Source organism: Shewanella electrica, from assembly GCF_022321485.1.
GTDB lineage: Bacteria > Pseudomonadota > Gammaproteobacteria > Enterobacterales > Shewanellaceae > Shewanella > Shewanella electrica.
Genome location: NZ_JAKOGG010000005.1, coordinates 27699 through 47510 on the forward strand (window position 1 = coordinate 27699; position 19812 = coordinate 47510).

Below are 19812 nucleotides of genomic sequence, written 5' to 3' on the forward strand. Positions count from 1 at the left end.
TTGTTAACTGAAAACCCGTTACCTCGCAATCATTTTGATTATCAAGAACCCGCTATGCCGAGCGCAGCAAAGGTATCATCATCCGGAAATCCGTCTGGTATCAATCCCTTACTCGCTTGGAATGCGCGTAAACTCTGGCGCGAATTGCTGCCGAGAATGCCATCAGGCTTGCCGGCATCAAATCCCAGTTCGTTGAGTTTTTGCTGCAGCTGTTTGATCTGCTCACGGCTGCGACGTTGCTGCTCGGGCGGCGCTTTAGCCAGTTTGCCTGCACCAACAATCCGATCAGCTAGATGACCGACGCTGATGGCATAAAAGTCTGAGCGGTTCCAGCGTTTAATCACTTCAAAATTGTCATAGCCAATAAACGCAGGCCCCTGATGCCCCGCAGGCAAGTAGAGCGTGGCGGTCATATCTGCCACGGGTAACACACTGCCGTTGGCCTCTTTTACGCCGAGCTTTTGCCACTCACTGAGTGACTTAATTTGACCAATGGAATTGAAATCAAACCCTTGTGGCAGCTGGACTTCCCTACCCCAACGTTGATTACGTTGCCAACCTAAATGCTGTAAAAAATTGGCAGCAGAAGCCAGTGCATCTTCGGTGCTGTTCCACAAATCCGCCTTACCATCACCGTCGGCATCCACAGCATAACTGGCGTAAGCGCTCGGCATAAATTGGGTATGCCCCATCGCGCCAGCCCATGAGCCTTGCATTTTTTCTGCGGGGAAATCGTATTTCTGGCTCAGCTGTAACGCCGTGATAAGCTCTTTAGTGAAGAAAGCGCTACGACGGTGATCACACGCCAGCGTAGCTAACGAATCCAGCACTGGCATTTTGCCTTTGTAACCACCAAAGTTGGTTTCCATGCCCCAAAACGCCAGCAGATACTGCGCGGGCACACCGTACTGTTGTGCCAGTTTATTCAGCAACTCACGATGCTCAGCCAAATACTCACGGCCTTTTTGCACCCGCCAATCGGTCACCCGCTGGTTGAAGTAACCCGCAAATGTGGAGGTGAACTCCGGTTGCTGGCGGTCGAGTTCAATCACTCGGTTAACCACTTTAAGATTGTTGAGATGAGTGCGCAGCGTCGCGTCGGTAACGCCTTGTGATTTGGCTTGCTCGGCAAAAGACTGCAAGCATTGAGGAAAGTCCGCGGTGACCTTGGCAATCTCTTGCGTCACATCGGTCTCGGTGGCATAAGCCCAAGTGGGCGCGGCAAACAAGGCCACGACCAACGTCATCTTTTTGAACACTGACAGCCTCCTGTGAAAGTTCAGCGTCATCGTGGCCCACATCCTAACATTGCCGGTTAAATTTTTAACTGCTAATTCGTGTTTACGTTAGCGATCAGTGTTTTTTTGAGCAGATAGAAAATCTGCGCAAGATTTACTTGGTCACATCGCCGCATTCCGTATAATGGCCGCAATAACCTATTAAGGAATCATTAACATGAGTGAAATGTCTGCGGTACTGGCCGGCTTTATCAAAAATGCGCAGGAATACCAAACTTTGTGGGCTCTGCAAGACGAAGCGGGTGAAGGTTGGGTGGTGTGCGATTCAACCATGTACGAAGATACTGACGTTATGCCATTGTGGTCATCACAAGAACTGGCTGCTGCCCAATGTAACGACGAATGGCAGGACTTTACTCCTACCCCAATCAGCGTTGAAGAGTTCTTAGAATTCTGGGTTGAAGACCTGAATGAAGATGGCGTCACCATTGGTATTGACTGGCAAGGTGATGAAAACTGTGAAGAACTCGAGCCAATCGAATTTGCTAAAGCGTTAGCTGATATCGAAGCAGAGTAATTTACCGTTTTGTCCCGCTCTAGTGTGCTGATTGATATTCCGTTCGAGTATCGCCACATCTGTTGGTTTTGCGGCGAGCCATGCAATCAGCAACTGGAGTACCCTTTCGCGGTAGCCGAATACCGCACTATCGAAATCCCCTGCTGTAAAGAGTGTCGCCTGCTCGCCCGCCAACAACTACTGACTTCTTATGCCGAATGCCGTGTTGCGGTAAAAGATGCGCTGATGAAGCGCTATGCCAAGCACCTAGCGATTGGCCTTAACTGGACCAAAGAAGAGTTAGAAGAAGCCGACTTTACCTGCCGAATATTGCAAAGTTTCCAGCAAAGCGCTTGGTTTATGTATGAAGTCGCCCGCGACCGTATTAACTTTGCGGGTTGGCAGATTAGCGTCAATGGCGTTCCACAAGCGATCAGCATCAACGATACCGAATTTCAGTTTGATGGCGTGCAATACAGTTCAGTATTTGCAGCGATTGAACACTACTGCCGCCAATTGGCCTTAGATAAAGACTTTCTTAGCGGCGTAGTCGCCGTGGTGGGCAAAGCGCGCTTTGGTTATGCGGTGCGCTTGGCGCGGATCCATATCGTCTCCAACGCCAAAGTGAAACGCACCGTGATTCAAGAGTTGATTGATGATGTACCGCTATAAACGGCGCTCAATAACTACTCGCCCACGATCTGACGCAAACGCTCCTGTACTACCTGCACCAGCAAATCTGGTTGGAATTTCGAGATAAACTTATCACAGCCCACCTTTTCCACCATGGCGTTGTTGAAACTGCCGCTCAGAGAAGTATTCAAGGTGATAAACAGATCGGACATGCGTTTGTCTTGACGAATTTCGTGGGTCAATCGATAACCATCCATTGAAGGCATTTCGGCATCGGTGATCAGCATTAAAATCTCATCGGTGACCGTTTTACCGCTGTCAGCCCAACTCTTCAGCAGGTTTAATGCCTCAGCACCATCGGTGGTTTCCAACACCTCAATGCCTAACTGGCCCAAGGTATCTTTCACCTGACGACGCGCCGTTGAGGAATCGTCAGCAATCAGGATCTTACGCCCCGGCATATGGGGAACTAGCTGTTCATCCAGCACCTCTTCCGACAAGCGAATATCGTAGTTGATGATCTCGGCCAACACTTTTTCTACGTCGATAATCGACGCTAAACTTTGCTTGCCTTCATGCTCTAAACGGGTGATCGCCGTGACGTAATGATTACGCCCAGCATTGCGTGGCGGCGGCATAATATCTTGCCATGTCATATTGACGATATGTTCCACCTTGCCGACTAAAAATCCCTGCACCGAGCGGTTATATTCAGTGATGATAAGGTTGGAGTCTTCGCTCCTGTCCATGGGACTAAAACCGATGGCTTGGCGAAGATTGATGACAGGAATCGAGGTCCCGCGGATATTAGCCACGCCGCAAATACAAGGATGGCTCCCCGGCATCGCCGACAGATGTGGCACTTTCACCACCTCTTTGACCTTGAAAACATTAATGGCATAAAGCTGAGTCGAGTTAATGCGGAACAGCAGCAACTCCAAGCGGTTTTCGCCCACCAGTTGGGTACGTAAATCAACTGAGTCCAATAGATTTGCCATAAATGTTCAATTCCTTCGTACGGCTTAGGGGATTTTATTGCGTTAATTATAGTGCGTTAGCCCGAGTTACATATTGAGCCAATGCAAATTTATTCATGTCTAATCGACTAACCATAATGCAAAATTGGTATTAAATCACTTGGAGAATCAACATGATGAACAGGAATATAGCACTTTTGCTACGTGGCGCACTGCTGAGTGCCGCCCTTTTATTGCCGACCGGTTGCACCATTATCGACACAAAAGTGGCAGTAGTGCAGCCTTTTGATGCGCAAAACTATCTTGGCAAGTGGTATGAAATAGCGCGGTTAGACCATTCGTTTGAACGTGGGCTTACGCAAGTTACCGCCGAATATCAGCAGGATGGTGATGCCATTAACGTCATCAACCGTGGTTATGACCCACAGAAAAAAGCATGGAAAAGTGCCGAGGGCATCGCCTATTTCACCGATGGCGAGCAAACTGGTCGCTTAAAAGTAAGCTTCTTCCGGCCGTTCTATGGCGCTTATCAAATCCACGCGATAATTCCTGAACAACCAAGCACCAACGAACCGTATCAAGTTAGCCTCGTCATTGGCCCCGACACAGACTACATGTGGATATTGGCACGTTCACCGCAAATAGATGACGCCACTAAACAACAACTACTCACCAAAGCCAAAGCGTTAGGCGTGGATACACAGCAACTCATCTGGGTAGAGCAAACCGCGGCGACGCACTAGGGGCTTAACTCGTGGTAAACACGGCAGATACACGATGGGGCGTGTCTCCCGCCACCATCGTCTGCCGCCCCGCCCCATGCGAATTCATATGTTAGTCCAGCGGTTGCTCGTGCGGCTTAATCGCCAAAGTGATGCCCGCTAGCCCCGGCAACTGTTGCGCTTTTTTTACGGTAAAACCACACGCTAACAAACCATCACGTAACTCTTTATGGTTAAAGCGATTTTGCTGTGGATGCTCAAACAAACGTTTGCTAATGGGGTTACAAATGGCCGCGCGATATAGCTCCTCAATCACAAAGGAGCCACCGGGTTTCAGCACACGAAATACTTCCGCAATGGCCGCTTGCCAATCAGGAATATGGTGAAACACGGCAAAATCACACACCAGATCGAACGTCGCATCACTAAATGGTAGCCGTGTAGCATCAGCCTGCACCACTTGTAACCAAGGGCTGTCAGCATAGCGCTGCGCAGTGTAACTCAGCATCTCTTCATCAAGGTCCACGGCGGTAATTCGTGCAGCACCAAAGCCATTACGGATTAATTGTATTCCTTGCCCAAAGCCACAACCGATTTCCAACGCGTTCTGTATCACCGGAATATTGTGCTCAAATAATCGCAACAACAGCGGTTGCTCCACCGAGCGTTGCACCCAATGTCTCAGTGGATGCTTGACTACCATGCGTTCCAATTTATTCAGCTTCATAACGACTCCTGCGACGATTTTTATGGCTTACGCTATATCAGCATAGGGTAAAACGATGACGACTAAATGGCATAATTGCAACCTAAGTGATCTAGCTAAGCGGCATTTTCGTACTCATTGCCATGATCTACTTATCTGGTTTCAAGCCCTGCGATGCTGACAATCCCGTTATTCCCCTTACCTATTTGTTTAATGCCGGAAGGATTGGCAGAACTGCGTATTTTTGAACCCCGCTACAAACGCTTAGTTGTCGAAGCCAGCCAAAATGACATTGGTTTTGGTGTGTCACCTTATGACTCAAATAGCCAGCAGCTGTTTGATGTTGGCTGTATCGCGAGGATTGTCGACTTCAAACATCGTGATGATGGTTTACTCGGGATCCTCATCAAAGGGCAGCAGCGATTCCGGTTAACCAGTTTCACGGTCGAACATGATGGTCTTAAACGCGGCAACGTCGAACTACTGCCCTCTTGGCCTGAGCATGCTATCCATACGCGGAGCGAGCATCAGTTGGCTGAGTTACTAACACCGCTATTGCCTGAAGCCTATCAAGATAACGCCTCTTGTCAGAGTATGACGTGGGTCTGTCAACGCTGGTTAGAAATACTGCCCATCAACCTGCACGCCAAGCAGCAATTAATGTGTCAAAACGATGCCCATATGACCCAAGAACTGTTAAAACAGCTATTGCAGTGATCGATAATATACTTCGCCACGTATACTCGAACACTGACGCGAAAGTCTGGCTGAAATACTGTCACCCAACCAACTAGGAACTAACCTTATTTCATGAGCATTCGCACTGGCCACAGTATGACGAGTAACAACCACGTGGAACCACAGCAACAGCAATGGTTGAATCAACTCTTGCAGCGAGTGGCAAGCAACCAAGATAAGGCCGCTTTTGCAGAGCTGTTTGATTGGTTTGCGCCCAAAATTCTGGCCTACGGTCAGCAACGGTTGCGTTCACACGGTTTAGCGCGTGATTTGTTGCAGGAAACGATGACCTCAGTGTGGACCAAAGCCCATCTGTATCATGCCGATAAAGGCCAGGTGATCACTTGGGTATTCACCGTCATGCGTAACCAATGTTTCGATATGCTGCGTAAGGTGCAACATAACCGTGAAGACTGCTTAGGTGACGACATCTGGCCGTTAATCGATAGTCGAGAAGCGGTCAGCGATCAGCTGTCGAACAACGAACAGATTAAGCAGATGATGAAATATCTCGGCAATTTATCATCGCAACAACAGCAAGTTGTCCAAGGCATCTACCTTAGAGAACTCACGCATCAACAGCTCGCCCAAGAGTTAGGCCTGCCAGAAGGCACTGTGAAATCGCGCTTGCGCCTTGCCTTAGCCAAACTCCGCAGTTTTATGGAAAAGCACCATGATTAAGCACCATCCTTCATCAACCTTAATTGCGGCCCATGCGGCAGGTGAACTCTCTACCGCACTATCGAGCGCCATTAGTGCCCACTGTGAACTGTGCGACCAGTGCCAGCAATTGCGGCGCGATGCCGAAAGTGAGTTAGCCTTTGCAATATTTGCCGAGCCTGCCACACCAGCGAGCACCACTATGTTTGCAGAGCTTTGCCACAATATTACCGAGTTACCCACAGCGGCGGCTGAAGTGGCGCAAACCAGCCGTTATGTGTGTATTAATAACCACAACTACCGTTTACCCAACGCCCTGCAACACGCCAAATTGCAACCATGGCAGCGTTTTGGTCCTATCAGCCGTATGCGCTTTGAGTTAGAGCAAACGGACGGTGTCAGAATGAGTCTGTTACACATGGCGGCTGGCGGCCAGATCCCCCATCATACTCATCAAGGACAGGAATTTACCTTAGTGCTAGCTGGAAGCTTTGCTGACGAAGATGGTCACTACCAGCAAGGTGACATCATCTTACGCAACGGACAGCATCAGCATTCGCCGCAAAGTGACGAAGGTTGTCTGTGTCTAACAGTGGTCGACGCACCGCTGCACTTCACCAAAGGGCTGAGCCAAGTGCTGAATCTTTTTGGGCAATCACTCTATTAAATAAGACATTAATAACAATGTCATAAAGTTATGTTGTTCTATACTTCGCTAAGGAGCAATTGCGTACAGCTTATACACAAGTTACTCATGTAGAGCTTGCATGTAATAAATGGATGTGTTAGCTTCTTTTCACCCAAAAGCTTCTTTAGCATGAAAAACTAAGGATATCTTATAGTTAAAAATAAGTGCGCCGAACAGCGCGATAACAAAAGGAGTGTGGCTCATGTCATACAAAAATAACGGACATGAAATTACAGTGAACTTCCCTGTAGATTCAATTTCTATCAATAAAAACTCAATCGCCTTTACTGACAAAAAAGGCAAAAAATTACAAACCTTCTCTCAACGCACCGAAGCCCTGAGTTTTATGAAGTGGCTGGTAAGTGCTAACAAGTAAAACCTACTTGCCCATTCGGTACTTCTAACCGTTACCATCGTACCGAACACCCTACAGATTGGACTAGCATAAGCAGCAATCGGGCATCCTAATTTGGTTCAGGCAGAATTCCCTCACGGGAGCAAGCCTGACCAAATAGGCAAAACCCGAGATTGTTGTTTGCCGTAGATAAACTCCATGACACAACGTAAACCCAATACTCAACAAGCCATGCAACAACTTATCAGCACCATTGAGCAACAGATCCCGCTCAATATTGCTGAGGCGGCAATATGCCTAGGAAAATGCTGTGGCTGCCCTAAAAAGATGCTAGAGATGCTTGATAGCGAACTCAGTTATTGGCGTTCGGCGGTGCCAGATATCACCCCGGGTTTTGCCGACTTAAAACAGCTAGAGAAATTGGCGCGGCGGACGCATCGACTATTCTGCAAAAACGGTTTAATTACTGCGTGAACAGTTCCGGATATTTGCGACGATAACGTGGCAACATGCTCTCATTTCCCAACACCCCACCTTGATGCACATACATAATCGGCTGGTTAATCTCTGCTGCTACGGACTTGAGACAGATCCATCCTAGCGGATCATAAAGCAACTCAAACTCAATGCCTGCACGATTCAATTGCTGCCACGCCAGCAAAAACTCACGGTAACATTTGCCAAAGTGATAACGTTTAACGGGCGTAACAATTGTGGGATGACAAGTAATATCGCCGCACAGTTGCACAAACTGTTTACGCAGATAATCATCACCGCCCACCACTGCACAGGTCATCACCTTGATTGGTAGCAGCATGGATTTAAATGACTTTTGTAGAAACAGTGCGGTGGTGCCGGTCCCCGCTGGCAAAAACACCACTAATTCCGTTAATTGCTGCTCATGCCACCACTGGGCGATCTCTTCAGCCAACAGCCGCACGCCAAACTCCGCTTCAGCGGTGCGCCCTCCTTCGGGAATAAATAAGCAATCATCTTCCTGCGCCGCTAATTGCGCCAGCATAGGTTCCAACTGCTCGCCACTTTGACCATCAGTCGCAATGATATTGGCACCGGCAGCCAACGCCGCGGCGTAGTTACCCAACGGCTGTTCACGCAAACTCTGCGGAATATGATTAACGTAATAATCGAGCTGCCATCCGCGCAGCTGCGCCAACGATGCCAGCGAGTACAACGAGTTAGCTTGTACGGAACCATGACCAAGCACACGCTTAATATGGCAAAATGGCTGCTGCAAATAGTAAGCAAACTTACGCGCTTTGTTGCCTGAAAACGCCGGATGCAGCAAATCATCCCGCTTAATAAATAGCGGCACATTATCAATCAGATGATACTCAACAGGCGTATGCGACAACTTCATGGTTCAACACGCAGTAATAAAAAGAGCTGCGATTGTACCTAGCTTGGTACGGTGCTAACAAGTCGCGCCCAGCGCAAGCTGTGCGGCAATACATCCACGCAATGCATAGCAGCCCCGCGGCTTTAAACATTGTCACGGTGACCGTGCTCCACGGTATACAGCTGACAGCCTTGTTCAAGGTCAGTGAAATTTCCCAATTATTAGCGAGATACGCTAATTACAGTTCAACCGACCACCCAACATCATCATAACCCATTAATAAATATTGGCTTTTAAGTTTGGCATAGATTCCGCATAGCTAAGGCCAAATATTCATAATGTTGGAGCAACAGATGTCCGTCTTACGGCTAATTTTTAATATTGCGTGGTTTTTACTTGGTGGGTTAGTGATGGGACTGGCGTGGTGGTTCGTCGGCCTGCTCTGCTTTATCAGTATTGTTGGTATTCCGTTTGGCCGCGCCTGCTTCGTGATCGGTGAACTTGCTTTTTGGCCCTTTGGTCAAGAACACATCAGCCGCGATCAGCTCTATGGCCGTGAAGATATCGGCACTGGGCCGCTGGGACTGTTAGGCAATATTGTGTGGTTCTTATTATTCGGTATCTGGCTGGCTATCGGTCACTTGGTACATGCCGTCGGTTGTTTTGTCACTATTATAGGGATTCCATTTGGCATTCAGCACATCAAACTCGCATTACTCAGCCTGATGCCCATTGGTAAAACTATCGTGAACAGCCGCGCCTACTGACCTTTGCTGCGGCCAACCGGCTTAGTTGACTAAGCTGCGCTGGCCGCGCCTCGTTCATAACGCGTTTAACTTGGACAAAAATCAAACGCCAAAGGCCGACAGCCGCTATTTTTCTTACTGATTTTCTTAATGAAAGAGGTATAGCTGATATACCTCATCCACGCTTTATTCATCACATCCTAAACTAACTAGCTAAAATGTAAGAGAATTTCAGCCTATTCAAGCGTGACAAGATTCACATTAAACCAATAATCCCGCTCAAGCTCACTCACACCAAAAAATCGATCAAATTTTAATCAAAATATTTTCAATAACTTACAGCTTTTCCACTAGAAAAAGGTCTAATAAGCCAACTGGTCATACCACATAGGTCAAAAACAAGTTTATTATGTAATTAACTTTCAGAAACGACCAAACACAACAGGTCGTGGACCAGAATTCAAAATAATACAATTATCGAGGGAAGAAACCATGAAAAAATTAACTGTAGCGAGCATCGCCATGTTAGCAGCTCTGGGTTCAGCAAGTGTTGTTGCTGATTCCCTGCAATCTAACATTGAGTCTCTGCAACTCCCATTAACTCTGGACACAGGCGTTCTAACTCGCGCTCAGTATACCCCAAAAGGTGTTGAATACTTCATCACTACTAGCGTTAAACAGAAAGAACTGACTGAAAACACCACTGCTAGCGCATGCGCTAACTTGGCTCCAGAAGCGCTGGCGAAAGGCGTTACTTACAACTACTTTAACCAAGCTGGTTATTTAGTCGCTAAAGTAAACGTTGCTAGCGACACTTGTGGCAAATAAGCAATGCTGACACATGAAAAGGCTCCTTTATGGAGCCTTTTTCATTTGTTTCATATAGATACCTTCGCTTTTCGACTTTCCTCGCCTCTTGTAATAACTTTCATTTTTACGCCTTCATTTTGTAATATAATTACATAAATGATACTTAACGCCATAACCTCACTAATTCAACGTGGCAACTCAACGCGGTCGAAACGGTTGACCTTTCATGTTTTATTCGTGTACCAAATAAACCAGTTATCAACGAAGTGCGGCCAGTAAAGCTGAGTGCTCTAGACACACAGAGCGACACGTCGAGCCATTTGCTTGTACGTGAAAGCCCGTCCCTTCTACGTTTCCAATCCACGCGAGGCACATTCGCTAAGCGCTAGCAGTGTTCGCAACTGCTGCGCTACAGCCGCATATCGACATTGACTAACGCAGACGGAGAGCAGCGGCCCACTTTAGCTATTGGCTTACTGTTATTGCAAAGGATTCATCATTCACGGCAAACTACACCTCATCGTGGAAACGAGTGTGCCGTGCAACGTTCGACACTTATTTCGCGCTTCGTTAGCCCCCAATAGAGGTATCTAGTGAAATATTGGCTGTTCAAATCCGAGCCTGATGACTTTTCGATTGACGATCTAGCCACCAGCGCTAATCAAACCAGTTTTTGGTTTGGAATTCGCAATTATCAAGCACGTAATTTCATCCGTGATGAACTGCAACCCGGTGATCAGATACTGTTTTATCACTCCAGTTGTGCGGTTCCCGCTGTGGTAGGTACCGCCGTCATCAAGAGCACAGCGCAAGTAGATAACACGGCATTTGATCCACAGTCCCCCTATTTTGATGCGAAATCAGATCTGCATAAGCCACGCTGGTTCGGTGTCGATATCGGCTTTCTGAGTAAATTCGCCCAGCCAGTGTCACTGCGGTTTATTAAGCAAGATCCACAGTTGCAACAGATGTATTTAGTCGCAAAAGGTAATCGTCTGAGTATTCAACCCGTCGCCGACGACGAGTGGCAAAGAATTGTGGCACTCGGTGCCAAACAGCAGCCAGCATAGGCTAGCCTGATAACGAACATTGGTTTTAATTAATAAAAAGCGGCGTGCTCCATCGAGTGACGCCGCTTTTTTACTGTGAGAAAACAATTCGCCGCCATGGATTAACAACGGCGGCACATCTATCAAATTTTATCTGGGTAGATTGGCTGAATATCCACCGGCACGTCGCCTAGGCTAGCGTTAACCGCGCGCACGCCGTCATCGATATGCCCATATTTTGCTAAGAAGGCTTTGGCTTCATCATAGTTACCATCACCTTGAACTACGACAACGTCGTGCACTAAGTCGGTGATCGCTTGTTCGAGCTTAGCGAAATCGATTTTGTATAGGCCGTCGGCTTGGCGGTTTAACGCGCCTTTATCGACATAGTAGCTATATTGGAATGCGGCACCGATACCGTGCGCTTCATGCACGCCAAAGCGCATCGAGCGGAATAAACCTGCGGCATATGTCGCCAGCAAGTTGTTTTTCTCGGCCACGGGAAGTTCGCCCTTCTGCATCAGGAACAGAATGTTATACGCCCCCATCACATCCGCTTTGCCTTCTTCGATACCTGAGTACAACTCCTGCAACTGGGCGGCAACGGTGGTTTGTTTACCGTCTTTCACAATCGAGCCAGGGCCTAAAGAGTGCGACAGTTCATGGAACAGCGTTTCATAACCAAAGTATTGCTGATCAAGCAGTTTCGCTTGCTCTGGGATCAAAATATGTTGCGCCATAGGTTTCATGATGCGCTCGAACTTAGCCGCCATCACGTTGTTCAGCAGCACTTTCTTTGCGCCTTTGGCTTCACGTACTTTTTCATCATTTGGCAGGTTAAACGCAATGGTTTGTACGCCGGGCACGTTATCACCGCCGCCCTGAATTTGGTCGGCTACGGCGATTGGTGATTCAAAGCCACGTTTAAAGTTTTTGTAGCTGTCATCCACAGGCAGATTAGCTTCCATATCACGCAGATATTTTTTAAAGCGATCGAGCTTGGCGGAAGCGTCAGGATCTTTGATGGTCACAAATGCTTCGAACGCGGTCTTATAACCAAACAAGCCGTCGGTGTAGTTTTCGTACGGGCCAATTGCCACTTCTATCGGGGTATCTTTCAAGTCCATCCAAGCGATTTCTGAAGTGAAGTAGTCATCGGTACGGAACGCATGTGCCCGCAGCACTAAGAATTTTTTCAGGCTCGGATTGCTGGTGATCTGCGCCGCATCTTCTAGCAGTTTGGCCGCAGGTTCTAACCATTGTGCGTAGTACTTGGAGTAAGGAATGGCGACTAGTTTGTTACCGTCGCGACGGATTACGGTATACAGGCTAGTAAACGCCGCTTTATCTTGCGGGTGTTTGGCAATCCAGTCGTTGAACTCTTTTTTGGTGATATCTTGCGGATAAAAACCAGCACCCGCGGGATTATGTTGCTCACCAAAAAAAGGACGACCTGCAGCTAAGCTATCCCACGGGCCAAAGTGCTCATCAAACATATTGAGCAACAAGGCTTTATTCGGCGCATCAGAGGCGGCAATTTGCTGTCGAATTTGTGGGTTATTTTCATTCACCTGACACAGGTAAATGTCACTCATCAGCTTGGCGGCTTGAATCAGTTTATTAACGACCTGCTTTTCTTCCGCCGTTAAAAATTCCGTTTTCACAGGCATAGTGACCGGCACGATCTTGTCGCGCTGCAGTTGCAGGTTGTAGTTTTCCGTGGTGGGCTCAGCAAGTGTCATAGCACTCGGCAGCGCCAGCATTCCTGCTAGCGCCAGAGAAATGAGCGATTTTTTCATAGTGGCTTCCTTAACAGCGGTACCTTAAGGCACTCGCCACAGTCATGTACTGTGTTCTTATAATTTGAATGATGTAGCCGAGGGCGACATCGCGCGCCCCATTATTGAGAAGCCACCGCTCACTGTCCAGCAACAGGCGAGCTGATTAAACAACTTTAATGACCCGCTCTATAAACGATACCAACCCACAACACAATGTTTGATTGAATTTTATACATATCAGCATCAACAGCAGGTTAAAAATGATAATACTTGTATGCAATTGTAAATTACGGCGTTTTTTTGGACGTTCAACTGGCATAATAGCCACTTAACCCAAATAGCGCGTTCCGATCACCTACAAGATCAAATATGCTGCTACGGTTACAAAAATTTCAACAACACAACATCATTTTGAGTTTCGGCGTGGAACTTTCAGGGAGGCTAACGTGCTACGCGATTTAGCAATGAAATACAAACTTGGTCTAGGTTTTGGCGCTGTGCTGGTGTTGACCTTGCTTGTTGGCGGTATTGCAATGTGGGCCATTTCAACCATTGAGGCTCATGGTCGCCAACAAGAAACTGTGTCCAAATTCAGTCAGATGATTACCGAAGCTGATGGGGCTGGTAGAGAGTTCGTCAGCAGTTATGACTTCAAATATGCTGACAAAGCCCTCGCCCGCTTAGATACAGCGGTCGGCATGATCAGCGAAACTAAAGACAGTATCAACGATGAAGCACTCAGCAACATGATGGTTGAAAATCTGAAAATGATTGAAGACTACAAGTTGCTGTTTGGTGATGTACGCGATGGCGTGCAAGAGAAGCAAAAAACTGAAGCCGCCCTCGTCAAAGATGTGCAACGTGCTAATCAAGCCGTGCACAACCTCAATACACAGCTTGCCAATGAAGCAGCAGAGGTACGGGAAGCCAATCTGACCGTAGCTCGCGATTTCTACCAAGCGCGTTATTTACTGGCGTCGATGGCAGTGATTAGCGTATCACAACAAAGCGTGGATGATGCCGTAGATCAGTACAACACCAGTTACGACCAACTGCATGGCATGTTAACCAATGAAGACCATATTGCCGCGTTGGAAGACGAACATGATGCATTTGAAGATTACTTGGAAAAAGTCACCGATGTGCATGATATTCGCGACGTGCTTAAAGACGACCAAGAGACCTTAAGTGGTCAAGCACAGCGTCTGTTAGATGTCGGCACTCAACTGGCGGCAGAGTTACAAGCTCGCCGTGATCAAGTGACCGAGCGGGTGTATATCTCCGTGGTTAGCGCCTTGGTGATTTCCGTCATTATCGGCATCATGGCAACGACGATGATCACCACCCGCTTGATTGGCCCGTTAAATGAATCGTTAGAACTGGCGAAACGCATTAGCTCAGGCGATCTCACCAAAACGCGCATCAGCGCACGTAAAGATGAATTTGGTCAACTGCTGGATGCCATGGACACCATGCGTGATAACCTGCGTGAGGTGGTGAGCAAGATTCAGCACAGTGCACATCAAGTGTCATCATCGGCCACTGATCTGTCTGCGGTTACCGAGCAGACCAGCACCAGTTCAAATCGTCAGAAACAAGATACTGAGCAAGTGGCAACTGCCATGCATCAAATGACATTGACAGTCGCTGAAGTGGCCCGTAACACGGAATACGCAGTAGATGCGGTACGCCGTGCCGACAGTGAAACCGCCAAAGCGAACCAAGTGGTTGTCGATACCGTGGCGCAGGTGCAAGGCTTAAGCAAAGAGATGTTGCAGTCTTCTGCCTCAATGAGCGCGGTAGTAGAAAGCTCAAACCACATTGGTAGCATCATGGATGTGATTAAAAATGTGGCCGAGCAAACCAACCTGTTGGCACTTAACGCAGCCATTGAAGCCGCGCGTGCTGGTGAGTCAGGTCGTGGCTTTGCGGTAGTTGCTGACGAGGTGCGTAACCTTGCCCAACGCACGCAAGAGTCCACCACTGAGATTGAGCAGTTGATTGTGCGCCTGCAACAAGAAGCGGGTGCCGCCGCTAAACAAGTCAATAACAGTGAAGCGACCACCAACAAACTGGTAGAGCTGATTGAAAGCGTTGGCGGCGCGTTAGCCAACATCACCAACTTGACCGGTGAAATTCGCGACATGGAGCAACAGATTGCTACCGCCGCAGAAGAACAGGCCAGCGTTGCTGAAGAGATCAATCGCAACATCATGCATGTCCGTGAAGACACCGAACAAACCGCCGCAGCAAACATTCAAACAGCACAATCTAGCCAAGAGTTGGCGGGCTTGAGCCGTGAAATGCAAAAAGCGGTATCCGGTTTCCGCGTGTAACAGATTATCTAAATTAACAAGCGGGTGTGGTTTTCGCCACAACCGCTTTTTTGTCTGCGATTAACGCCAACGGCCCCCAGCGGTAAAGTACACCGTAGCAGCAAACCCTCACCACCAGCCCCGCAAAACTCCGCCAAAGTAAAAAACCTTGTTACAACTTAAACACGGCAATGCTCGTCAGCGGCAACGCCGCCATGTTAAGTATGTGCAGCAAATGCGCTATCAAAACGAGGAACGAATGAAAGTCAGCCATACTCTTTTCGCCACCAGCATGGTTCTGGCACTCGGATGTGCCACCGTGGTATCAAGTCATGCCGCCGATGCCAAACAAGGCATGGTTGCCGAAAGCTCAGGGCTCGTCCGTGTCAATCCGTTTTATCATCCTTGGGGCACCTATCTTGAAATCCCTGACTTTGGCCGCATTCAAGCCAGCGACTACAAACCGGCATTTTTGCGTGGTATTGAGGAACGTCGGCTAAACATCAACGCGATTATTGAAAATCCCGCGCCCGCATCGTTTTACAACACCATTTTAGCGATGGAAAATGCCGCACCGCTGCTGCAAAACGTGTCAAGCGTGTTTTACGGCCAACGCTCCGCCAATCCCACACCAGAAATCACCGCTTTATCCAAAGAGTTAGCGCCTATTCTTTCCAGCGCCCGCGATGATATCTACTTGAATGAAAAGCTGTTTAAACGGGTTAAAGCAGTCTATGACCAACGCGATAAGCTACAGCTTGATGAAGCCAAACTGCGTTTGTTGGAAGACACCTACTTAAGCTTTAGCCGTGGCGGTGCCAACCTCAGCCAAGCCGATAAAACCAAGCTGCGCAGTATTAACAGTGACATCAGTAAATTGGGATTGGCTTTTCGTGAAAACATTCTGGCCGATACCAACAAATTCAAACTGGTGATTGATAACCAAGACGATCTTGCCGGTTTGCCTGCTGATGTGATTGCCGCCGCAGCGGCCACGGCGCGAAACAAAGGCTTAGCGGGTAAGTGGGTATTCACCATTCAAAAGCCGTCATACATTCCGTTTATGACCTACGCCAACAATCGCGAACTGCGACAACAGATGTATCAGGCCTACACCACCCAAGCCGATCATGACGATGAACACGACAACAAAAAACTGCTGGCAAAAATCGCCTCGCTGCGCGTCGAGCGCGCCCAACTGCTTGGCTACCGTAGCCATGCCGATTATGTCATGGAAGAGCGTACCGCTAAGAAGCCCGAAAACGTCTACGCGCTGTTAGATAAGTTATGGCCTGCTGCCTTAGCCAAAGCCAAAGATGAACGGGCACAGATGCAGCAACTGATTGATAACACAGACCATCCGTTCAAGTTAAAAGCGTGGGATTGGCGCTATTACGCCAACAAAATTCGCACCGAAAAATACGATTTTGACGAGCAACAAACCAAGCCATATTTCTCGCTGGATAACACCATCAAAGGCATGTTTTACACCGCAAATCGTCTGTACGGTTTAACCTTTGTTGAGCGTGATGACTTGCCCAAATATCACCCTGACGTGCGTACCTACGAGGTGCACGATAAGGATGGCAGCGTGTTAGGCATCTTTATGGGCGATTACTACGTGCGAGACAACAAACGCAGCGGCGCTTGGGCAAGCCCTTATCGCAAACAACAGATGAAAGATGGTAAGCGCGTACCGCCCATCGTGGTCAATGTGCTGAACTTAGCGGCGCCGATAGATGGCAAACCGGTATTGCTGACCTTTGATGAAGCGAGCACCGTGTTCCACGAGTTTGGTCACGCACTGCATCACATGCTGTCGAACGTGCAATACACCTCACAAGCTGGCACCGCGGTGCCGACCGATTATGTCGAGTTTCCATCACAAGTGAATGAGAACTGGATGACCGAGCCTGAAGTATTGGCGCAGTTTGCTCATCACGTTGACACGGGCGAAGTGATCCCCCAAGCGTTAATTGATAAAGCGCTGGCGGCAGGCAAATTCAACCAAGGCTTTAATACGGTGGAATATTTGGCGGCAACTAAGTTGGATTTGGATTGGCATAGCCTGACCGACACTAAGTTGCGTGATGCCGCTGAGTTTGAACAAGCCTCGTTGGAAAAAATGGGCTTGATTGACGAGATCCCACCACGTTATCGCAGTACTTACTTCGGCCACATCTTCTCTAGTGGCTACTCGGCGGGTTACTACTCCTATATTTGGGCAGATATTCTCGGTGCCGATGCGTTTGAAGCCTTTAAAGAACATGGCATTTTTGATAAAGCCACCGCCGATGCGTTCCGCGACAAGTTGCTCTCCAAAGGCGGTAGCCGCGATCCCATGCAGATGTACCGTGATTTCCGCGGTAAAGACGCCGACATTCAACCCCTGCTGAAAAGCCGCGGTTTGTTGTAGAGGTTCTTGGAAGATAGCGAACGCTGCGCAATTGTTCGCTATGTTCCTTGATATAGGGCTAGCAGTTCCAACCCTGCTAGCCCTATTTTTTTATGCGGTTGTGTCAAGCAGCTCAAGCGCTAACTGTTGTCTCACCATGTTAGCAATCTCATAGGGATTGGCCTGACACACAAACAAGCCAATCTGCTCGTAGCCGCCCATCATTTGAGTCTTTGGTAAAAACTCCACATACAAGCCGCAACCGGGGCCGTTATTGATGATCATGTTATACGCTGGCGCTAAGCCCATTTGGCTCATTAGCGCCATAATGGCGCGAATGGCTTGCTGAATTCCCTGCGCTAATTGGGTTAGCTCTGCCGTATCCAACTGATGCAGATAACGCTTATCGCTATCTTTAAAAATCAGCAACATATCCACTGGCCGCTTCATAAAATACGGCACCATCAACTGCACTGCGCCATAGTCTTTTACCAGTAATTCCGCCGGGTTTTCCGCGATCATATAACGGCTAAAGGAGCGTTCTTGCCGCTTCCTAAAACACAGATTATTGAAAAAGTGCTGCGGCAAAATATTGCTGTAGGCGATCTGTTGATGGCCGTGGCTCAACGAGGCACCGGCGCTACTGCCATAGTTTTTAATAATCGACACATAACCGCTGACTTGCCGCTCGCCCATCTGCTTGCCCGATTGCGCCATAAAGTCGGTTGGTTGATGCAGCAAAGATGACTCGACTGCAGCTAGCCGCTGCAAGCAGATCAACGCATCGGCTAACGGTAAGTTGTGCCAGTCGCGGTCATGCAGTGAGGATGTCCACTGCAATAGATGAAAACCATAAGACGCCCGCCCCTGATGATACGGATCTTGGTGCTGAAAATAATCCGGCAACTCCTGCGGCACATATTCGATGGGATGAAAAATTGGATACAGGTTTTTACTGATAAAGGTAAAGCCTTCGCTCTGCTCGGCAATATCGAGAATATCGGCACTGTGACCATCACAGATCGGGCAAGGTTTGCTATCGATATTGGTAGGCGCGACGGCAGTGGTTTGCGGCCGTTTGGCGCGGGCGGAGTTATACACCACCAGATTGCCATTACGCGGGTCAATTTGGCATACACCATCGGGAGCAAACTGTTTGAGTTTTTCATCATTGCTGATGTGCTGCAGCAGTTGCTCAAAATGCAGCTGGGTAAAATCCTGCGCCAGCGCCATTTGTCGCGCGAGTGCTAAAGAAAAGGCTTGTGTCATTGGGGGGTTCCTATACCGCTGCCCAAGGGACGATGGGCTGGATCAAGTATAGGAAATTATTTGGCGCTGACTGCGACGATACCATGCAAAAGGGATAGCGTTAATGCTATCCCTTAAAGGTCACTCACACGTTGGCTTGGTAAGCCTGTAAAGAGCGGTAATATTTGTCTTGATACATTTCAAACAGGAATTTTTGCTTGGTTAAATAGGCCAGCGCCAGATATTGCTCATCAATATCACGACTGAAACCGGTCACATCCGCCGCAAGCCAAGCTTGCTGCAGCGCTTTATGGATAAAGAACACGGTTTTACCCGAGTTCATGCGTAAGTTAACCAATAAACGCTGCGCAACGGGTACCTCGGCAAAGCGATACTCAAACCGCGCTGGCGTTAGCGCTTTATGAAACGTCAACAGACTATAGCCTGTGCGCACTTGCCTCAGCGCATCGGTCAAGCTGGTGGAAGAACAGGTCACGCCAAGCCCGGCATGAAACTGCAATTTTTCGGCTAACTCGGCCGTAATAAGCATACCATTGCTATCGCAACTGCTCACGTCGGGCAGACGTAATGGTTCACCGGCTAGCTGCTGCAATAATAGCGCTTGAGTTTGGCGTTCTACCGCTTCGTGAGGGCCGATTGCCACTGTGGTATCACCCCCATAAAGCTCATCATCATTCTGCCCCTGCCAGTAAAAGTGATAACCGCTCAGCACGCCGATCTCTTTGCCACTGTCGGGGTCATTGGTTAACACACCTTCCACACTGACAAAGGTTAATGGCATGTAGTCCTGCAAAATTCCGCTGCAATCTTTCATTTG

20 protein-coding genes are annotated in these 19812 nt (G+C 48.3%); 13 read left to right on the plus strand and 7 right to left on the minus strand.

Annotated elements, in window-relative coordinates; genetic code table 11:
• Positions 1–41: 41 nt before the first annotated feature.
• Positions 42–1247, minus strand: a complete 1206-nt coding sequence (locus L9G74_RS09060) for a lytic murein transglycosylase (RefSeq protein ID WP_275297350.1) — start codon at positions 1245–1247, stop codon at positions 42–44.
• A gap of 208 nt (positions 1248–1455) precedes the next feature.
• Between L9G74_RS09060 and L9G74_RS09065 the strand changes: the two genes are divergently transcribed.
• The gene (locus tag L9G74_RS09065) at positions 1456–1815 is read left to right on the plus strand and encodes a DUF2750 domain-containing protein (RefSeq protein WP_238895992.1); all 360 of its coding nucleotides are present in this window, start codon (positions 1456–1458) and stop codon (positions 1813–1815) included.
• Between the two features lie 9 nt (positions 1816–1824).
• The gene (locus tag L9G74_RS09070) at positions 1825–2466 is read left to right on the plus strand and encodes a hypothetical protein (protein WP_238895993.1); all 642 of its coding nucleotides are present in this window, start codon (positions 1825–1827) and stop codon (positions 2464–2466) included.
• 14 nt (positions 2467–2480) lie between these two features.
• On the opposite strand, the gene L9G74_RS09075 is transcribed toward L9G74_RS09070, so the two are convergent.
• The gene (locus L9G74_RS09075; protein WP_238895994.1) at positions 2481–3425 is read right to left on the minus strand and encodes a chemotaxis protein CheV; all 945 of its coding nucleotides are present in this window, start codon (positions 3423–3425) and stop codon (positions 2481–2483) included.
• A gap of 152 nt (positions 3426–3577) precedes the next feature.
• Between L9G74_RS09075 and L9G74_RS09080 the strand changes: the two genes are divergently transcribed.
• Entirely contained in the window at positions 3578–4147 is a 570-nt protein-coding gene (locus L9G74_RS09080; RefSeq protein WP_326521510.1) for a lipocalin family protein, read from the plus strand.
• Positions 4148–4238: 91 nt separating this feature from the next.
• Here the strand turns inward: L9G74_RS09080 and L9G74_RS09085 are convergent, their stop codons facing one another.
• Complete coding sequence (locus L9G74_RS09085; RefSeq protein WP_238895995.1) at positions 4239–4853, minus strand: class I SAM-dependent methyltransferase; 615 nt, start codon at positions 4851–4853, stop codon at positions 4239–4241.
• Positions 4854–5006: 153 nt separating this feature from the next.
• Between L9G74_RS09085 and L9G74_RS09090 the strand changes: the two genes are divergently transcribed.
• From L9G74_RS09090 to L9G74_RS09110, 5 genes are all read left to right on the plus strand, one after another.
• Positions 5007–5549 carry an LON peptidase substrate-binding domain-containing protein gene (locus L9G74_RS09090; protein ID WP_275297334.1) on the plus strand — a complete coding sequence of 181 codons (543 nt, stop codon included), beginning with the start codon at positions 5007–5009 and terminating at the stop codon, positions 5547–5549.
• Positions 5550–5642: 93 nt separating this feature from the next.
• On the plus strand, positions 5643–6251 hold the full coding sequence (locus tag L9G74_RS09095) for a sigma-70 family RNA polymerase sigma factor (RefSeq protein WP_238895997.1): 609 nt from the start codon (positions 5643–5645) through the stop codon (positions 6249–6251).
• The gene (locus tag L9G74_RS09100) at positions 6244–6897 is read left to right on the plus strand and encodes a ChrR family anti-sigma-E factor (protein WP_238895998.1); all 654 of its coding nucleotides are present in this window, start codon (positions 6244–6246) and stop codon (positions 6895–6897) included. Before L9G74_RS09095 ends, L9G74_RS09100 begins: the two co-directional genes overlap by 8 nt.
• 223 nt (positions 6898–7120) lie before the next feature.
• Entirely contained in the window at positions 7121–7294 is a 174-nt protein-coding gene (locus tag L9G74_RS09105; protein ID WP_238895999.1) for a hypothetical protein, read from the plus strand.
• Between the two features lie 177 nt (positions 7295–7471).
• Positions 7472–7747 carry a hypothetical protein gene (locus tag L9G74_RS09110; RefSeq protein WP_238896000.1) on the plus strand — a complete coding sequence of 92 codons (276 nt, stop codon included), beginning with the start codon at positions 7472–7474 and terminating at the stop codon, positions 7745–7747.
• Here the strand turns inward: L9G74_RS09110 and L9G74_RS09115 are convergent.
• The gene (locus L9G74_RS09115) at positions 7737–8651 is read right to left on the minus strand and encodes a pyridoxal-phosphate dependent enzyme (RefSeq protein WP_238896001.1); all 915 of its coding nucleotides are present in this window, start codon (positions 8649–8651) and stop codon (positions 7737–7739) included. The two genes, L9G74_RS09110 and L9G74_RS09115, sit on opposite strands and share 11 nt — an antisense overlap.
• 332 nt (positions 8652–8983) lie before the next feature.
• Between L9G74_RS09115 and L9G74_RS09120 the strand changes: the two genes are divergently transcribed.
• From L9G74_RS09120 to L9G74_RS09130, 3 genes are all read left to right on the plus strand, one after another.
• The gene (locus tag L9G74_RS09120; protein WP_238896002.1) at positions 8984–9397 is read left to right on the plus strand and encodes a YccF domain-containing protein; all 414 of its coding nucleotides are present in this window, start codon (positions 8984–8986) and stop codon (positions 9395–9397) included.
• Between the two features lie 471 nt (positions 9398–9868).
• Positions 9869–10204 (plus strand): hypothetical protein, encoded by a 336-nt coding sequence (locus tag L9G74_RS09125; protein ID WP_238896003.1) that lies wholly within the window; start codon positions 9869–9871, stop codon positions 10202–10204.
• Between the two features lie 575 nt (positions 10205–10779).
• Complete coding sequence (locus L9G74_RS09130) at positions 10780–11256, plus strand: EVE domain-containing protein (RefSeq protein WP_238896004.1); 477 nt, start codon at positions 10780–10782, stop codon at positions 11254–11256.
• A gap of 122 nt (positions 11257–11378) precedes the next feature.
• On the opposite strand, the gene L9G74_RS09135 is transcribed toward L9G74_RS09130, so the two are convergent.
• Entirely contained in the window at positions 11379–13034 is a 1656-nt protein-coding gene (locus L9G74_RS09135; RefSeq protein WP_238896005.1) for a DUF8614 domain-containing protein, read from the minus strand.
• A 446-nt stretch (positions 13035–13480) separates the two neighbouring features.
• Between L9G74_RS09135 and L9G74_RS09140 the strand changes: the two genes are divergently transcribed.
• The gene (locus tag L9G74_RS09140; RefSeq protein ID WP_238896006.1) at positions 13481–15352 is read left to right on the plus strand and encodes a methyl-accepting chemotaxis protein; all 1872 of its coding nucleotides are present in this window, start codon (positions 13481–13483) and stop codon (positions 15350–15352) included.
• A 238-nt stretch (positions 15353–15590) separates the two neighbouring features.
• Positions 15591–17747, plus strand: coding sequence for a M3 family metallopeptidase (locus L9G74_RS09145; protein WP_238896007.1), 2157 nt, complete (start codon positions 15591–15593; stop codon positions 17745–17747).
• Between the two features lie 90 nt (positions 17748–17837).
• On the opposite strand, the gene L9G74_RS09150 is transcribed toward L9G74_RS09145, so the two are convergent.
• Both L9G74_RS09150 and L9G74_RS09155 read right to left on the minus strand, forming a co-directional pair.
• Positions 17838–18995, minus strand: coding sequence for a hypothetical protein (locus L9G74_RS09150; RefSeq protein WP_238896008.1), 1158 nt, complete (start codon positions 18993–18995; stop codon positions 17838–17840).
• Between the two features lie 124 nt (positions 18996–19119).
• Positions 19120–19809: a hypothetical protein gene (locus tag L9G74_RS09155; RefSeq protein WP_238896009.1), complete on the minus strand. Its 690-nt coding sequence runs from the start codon at positions 19807–19809 to the stop codon at positions 19120–19122.
• Positions 19810–19812: the final 3 nt, after the last annotated feature.